Source organism: Devosia sp. (assembly GCF_017307565.1).
Taxonomy (GTDB): domain Bacteria; phylum Pseudomonadota; class Alphaproteobacteria; order Rhizobiales; family Devosiaceae; genus Devosia.
The window spans coordinates 1-4,816 of record NZ_JAFKHD010000035.1 but is presented as its reverse complement, the minus strand read 5'-3'; the positions used below and the strand labels follow the sequence as shown (position 1 = coordinate 4,816).

The 4,816-nt window shown below is 64.4% G+C and carries 4 protein-coding genes; 1 reads left to right on the top strand and 3 read right to left on the bottom strand.

Annotated features, from left to right (window positions below; all coding sequences use genetic code 11):
* Window positions 1-66 precede the first annotated feature (66 nt).
* Window positions 67-516 (bottom strand): host attachment protein, encoded by a 450-nt coding sequence (locus J0I64_RS00565; protein ID WP_291405412.1) that lies wholly within the window; start codon window positions 514-516, stop codon window positions 67-69.
* 192 nt (window positions 517-708) lie between these two features.
* Here J0I64_RS00565 and rarD point away from each other — a divergent pair, with 192 nt between their 5' ends.
* Complete coding sequence (gene rarD, locus J0I64_RS00560; protein ID WP_291405410.1) at window positions 709-1,644, top strand: EamA family transporter RarD; 936 nt, start codon at window positions 709-711, stop codon at window positions 1,642-1,644.
* Between the two features lie 13 nt (window positions 1,645-1,657).
* On the opposite strand, the gene J0I64_RS00555 is transcribed toward rarD, so the two are convergent.
* Together J0I64_RS00555 and J0I64_RS00550 are read right to left on the bottom strand one after the other, a co-directional pair.
* Window positions 1,658-3,172 carry a tetratricopeptide repeat protein gene (locus tag J0I64_RS00555; protein ID WP_291405408.1) on the bottom strand — a complete coding sequence of 505 codons (1,515 nt, stop codon included), beginning with the start codon at window positions 3,170-3,172 and terminating at the stop codon, window positions 1,658-1,660.
* The coding region (locus J0I64_RS00550; protein ID WP_291405407.1) for a tetratricopeptide repeat protein at window positions 3,169-4,816 on the bottom strand (1,648 nt) is incomplete at its 5' end. The genes J0I64_RS00550 and J0I64_RS00555, both read right to left, overlap by 4 nt.

Here is a 4,816-nt window from a genome sequence, read left to right as displayed (position 1 = left end):
AGTCTATGATTTGAAAGCGAAACCGCCCGGGTGCTCCGGGCGGTTGCTTTGTTTCGGTCGGCGCTTCTAGACGGCGACAATGCCGTCGAGGTGCTTGTCGATGCTCGTCGTCGGAATGTTGGTCAGGTCCTTGTCGAGTTCGGCGACAATCGTCTTCTTGACGTGGTCGGACATAACCTTGCGGAAATTGCCGAGCGCGATGGGCGCAGCAGCGATCACGAGGCGGTCGAAGACGCCTTCCTGCGCTTTGCGATCGAGGGCGGCTGCGACCGAGCGCACGAATTCCGCTTCGCGATGCTGGGCGGGGTCGGTCCTCGGCTCCATGGCCGAGCGGGCGGACCCGCCCGAGGAAAAGCCGCGTCCCGGCCGGTCGGAATTGATATCCTGGCTCTGCAGCGGAGTGATGGACCAATCCAGCCCTTTCACGGCCGCCAGCCCCTTGCCGGGTCCGGTATGTTCAAGGACACGGGCCTGAGTGCCATCGGCGATCAAGATCCAGGTGACGGTCTTTTTCATCTGCTGCTCCTGCAAGTTGGTCTGGCTGGAACCGGCTGTCACGCGGCTCCCAGGGGTCAAACGTCTGACACCTTGAAAGGTTGGCCCTTTCGATCAGCAATGCAAGAGAAGGCGATCACAAACTCTGATTGGTCGCCGGGGAGAGGGGCTGCTAGTGCTTTGAGGCGCCCTGAATGGTGCGGAGTTCTCTTGATGAGTTTGCCTCAACAGGCGTCTGGCGCTGCTGCGCCGGCGACCTCGCCCGACACGATCCAGACCCGTAACGGCGCGATTGCCGCACTGGGAACCTATCTGCTCTGGGGCTTCCTGCCCGTTCTCTTTCATCTGCTGGAGGCGGCCGGCTCGGTGCTGATCGTTGCCGAGCGGACCCTGTTCTCGCTGCTGCTGCTGACGGGCATTCTCGCCTTTGGCGCCGGCTTTGCCGAGGTGCGGGCGCTGCTGGGGGACTGGAAGAAGCTGCGCGTGGTGGCTGTTTCGGCGACGCTGCTGGTCGGCAATTGGCTGATCTATATCTGGGCGGTCGAGACCGGGCAGGTGCTTGAAGTCAGCTTCGGCTATTTCATCAATCCGCTGGTCAATGTCGCCATCGGCATGATCCTCCTCGGCGAGCGGCAGAACCGGATGCAGACGCTGGCGATTGCGATCGCAGCCATCGCCATTGCCATCCAGGCCGTCGCGCTGGGCAGCATTCCCATGGTGGCGCTGGGCCTGGCCTTCACCTTTGGTTTCTATGGCTTTTTCCGCAAGACGGCGCCTTCGGGCCCGGTGACGGGGCTCTTTGCCGAGACGCTGCTGGCGGCGCCGTTTGCGCTGGCCTTCGTGCTCTACTACACCGCGACCCACGGCGCCGGGGTGCATGCGGACCCGACATTGATGCTGTTGCTGGTGCTGAGCGGGCCGGCGACGGCGGTGCCGCTGCTGCTCTTTGCCTATGCCATCCGCCGCCTGCGACTGACAACGATCGGCATGTTTCAGTATCTCGCGCCGTCCATCCAGTTTCTCGTGGCGGTATTCCTGTTCGGCGAAGAGCTGAACGAAATCCGCCTGCTCAGCTTCGTGCTGATCTGGGTGTCGCTGATGGTGTTTACTTACGATGGGTTCAGGCAGCGCCGTCTGGCGCGGGCCTGAATCTCGCCGAGGCTTATTGCTTGAGCCGTTCCAGGGCCGTTTTGGCGGTTTCGAGCCCGGGCAGCTCCGTTCCGAGCGTGAGATAGTGCTCGTAGAGCGGGATCGCCTTGGCGGTTCGGCCTGCTTCCTCATGGAGTTGGGCGAGGAGAAGTACCGCCTCGGGAAGGGGCGGCGTGGCGCTGGTAAAGGGGGCGATGACGTCACCTGCTTCGGCATAGCGCCGGAGTTTTTGCAGCACCTGGGCCCGGTTCATTGCGGCCTCGGCATCGAGCGGACCGAGCGCGGCGAGCTTTTCGAAAGCTTCGGCGGCTCCTTCGTCGTTTCCGCGCTCCTGCCGGATGTCGATCAATGCGCGGAGCGCTTCGGGGGCGTCCGGCGCGTAATCGGCCCAGTCGCGCACCAGCCCTTCGGCGGCTTCGAGGTCGCCTTCGGCGCGGTGCATTTCGCCGAGGGACTGCAGCGCAGGGCCGTAGCCGGGGGCGATTGCGAGGGCCTCGCGGAAGGCTGCGCGGGCGGTCTCGGGTTGTCCAGCCGAGAGAGCCAGTTGGCCAAGCCGGACCAATGGGGCGGGAGACAGGGGATTGGCTTCGGCGGCGGCCTTGGCCAATTGGCCGGCGCCGTCGAGATCGCCCTGGGCTTCGGCGAGGTTTGATTTGAGCTGCAGCACGAGTTCGGCCTTGTCGCCGTCGCCGGGAAGTTCAGCGAGGGTGGTTTGGGCATCCTGCAACTGGCCGAGGGCAAGTGCCGCGCGGACGAGACCCACACGGGCTTCGAAAAAGGCAGGGTCGTCTGCCAAAGCCGCAAGATAGTGCGTCTTGCCTTCCTCGGCATGGTGCTGGGTGAGGGCGATGTCGCCCAGCAGGACTTGTGCCCAGCGAGCATCTGGGCCACCAGCGGCGGCGATGCGCCGGGCTCGGGCGATGGCGCCTTCCGGATCGGCGACGGCTCGGGCGGCCGCGCCGATGACTGGGTCGAGCACGTCGTAGATTCCTGCGGCAGCCTCGCGGAAATAGGCGGGCATCGGGGTCGAGCCCATCGGGGGCAGGTCGATGACTTCGACGCTGCGGCCCAGCACGCGCAATCGCAGGCGTTGCCCGGCCGGGGCGCAGTCGCTGGTCTGGCATATGATCTCGCCAGTGATCCGGGTTTCCTCGCTGCCGAAGAACTGGCGCAGTTGCTTGATGATGGCGTCAACGGAAAGGCCGCTGCCGGGCAGGGCGAATTCCACTAGCTGGCTATCGGGGACGGCAACGAAACTCTGCCGGGCGATTGCCGCCGTCTCGGCAAACTCCTGCAACCCATCCCATACGCGATTGGCCGCCACGGACGAGGTGAAGCCGCGATCGGAAAGTGCTCCGGGGACGCCGATGGGTTCGATGATGATGGGATTGCGCAAGATCTGTGCGCCCATGGTGGGAATGAGCAGGATCATGGCAATGAAGAAGCCGATATTGACGATCATGGTGCGGAGCGTCGAAAGGCTTGCGTCCAGTTTGGTCAGGCCGGCGCTGCTGGGTTGCTCGCTCATCGCTTGGCCTCCGCCGCCCTGGCGTCCAGCCCATCGAGAATGTCGAGAAAGCCCGTGGCGAGATTGCCGTATTGTGTGCCAGACGTGTCAAGCTCCAGCACGCGCACAAGGTCCTCTCGGGACAGGGCGTTCTGGCCGGTCATGGCGTAAGCGGCGCCGCGACCGAAACGGGCAGAGGGATTGTAGGGGCGTGCCGCTATGGCGCGGGTGAAGCGATCGATGGCCTCGGGCATGCGGCCGAGGTCCTGTAACGTGCGGGCGGACTGGTAGAGCAGGTCAAAGTCGTTCGGGGTGATGGCGAGGGCCCGGTCAAAGGCATCGAGCGCCTCTGATTGACGGCCGAGAAAACCGAGGGCGGCGGCGTGGAGGGCCTGGGCGTCTGCATCAAGGGGCTGGTAGCGGGCGGCGGCGCCCATGAGCGCTTCCGCGCCAACCAGGTCACCGGTAGAGGCGCGATGGATGAAGACGGGTTCGACAGCCAGCGCGTAGGATGGGTCGATTTCGAGCGCTCGCGCATACCAGGCTAGCGCCTCGTCGTTTCGCCCGCGGGCTTCTTCGATCTGCCCGATGCGGGCGGTGTAATGCGGACTGGCCGGGTCGAGCGCTGCGGCTTTTTCCATAAGGGTGATGGCGGCATCGGCATCGCCACGGACCAGGCGGAGTTCGGCAATGCCTTCCACGATCTGAGCGTTGTCAGGGTGCGAGGCCCGGAGGGTGTCATAGGCCTCTTCCGAAGCATCGAGGGCGCCGGACTGGCGCAGAGCCCGGGCAAGGTTGATCCTGGCTATGAGAAAGTTTGGATCGAGCGCCAGGGCCGCGCGGTATTCGCTGGCGGCGCGATGGTAGTCTTCGGCGTTGCTCTCCATGTTGCCGATAAGATTGTGCGCCCATTTGGCGTCGGCATGGTGCTGCCGCACCAGACGCCGCGCCAATGCCGTTGCTCGAACCGGCTGGGCGTCGGCAATGGCCGAAATGGCGACGAAAGGATCAAGCACAGTCAAAACCTGCACGGCCGCATTGGTGAAATAGCTGCGCTGGTCGAAGCCACCCATGGGGGGCAGGTCGATGACTTCATTAGTGCCCTTGAGCACACGCAGGCGCAGTTGCATGTCGCCGGGGGCGCAGGCATCGGTATTGCAGATGATCTCGCCGCCGATGCGGGTCTGGTGCAGATTGAGGAATTGCCGGGTCTGCCGGACGATGGAGTCGAGCGATAGGCCGACATCGGGCAGGGCGAACTGGATGCGCTGGCTATCGGGAATGGCGCTGAGGCTGGCCTTGGAGGTGCGGGCCTGCAACTGGGCATCGCGCAACCCATCCCACAGGCGGCTCGCGGCGACTTCTGGGGTGAGACCTTCTTGGATCAGTGCCTTGGGGACGGCGATGGGTTCGATGACGACCTGATCGTAGAGAAACTGCCCGATCATCACCGCGATGAAGAGGGCGGCAGCAAGAACGAAGACCACGTTGAGGATGATCTTGCGGAGGAGCGTGGCGCCAGTGTCGAGCGAGGGCAGGGCGGGGTTCATGCGAGTGAGACCAGGAATCGCGGCGGTGACGCAAATTCCAACGCCCCAGTGGCAGAGATACATGGGGTAGCTCAGGTCGCCCGCGAGCCGGTCGCCGTGTCGGACGGCGGGTTCG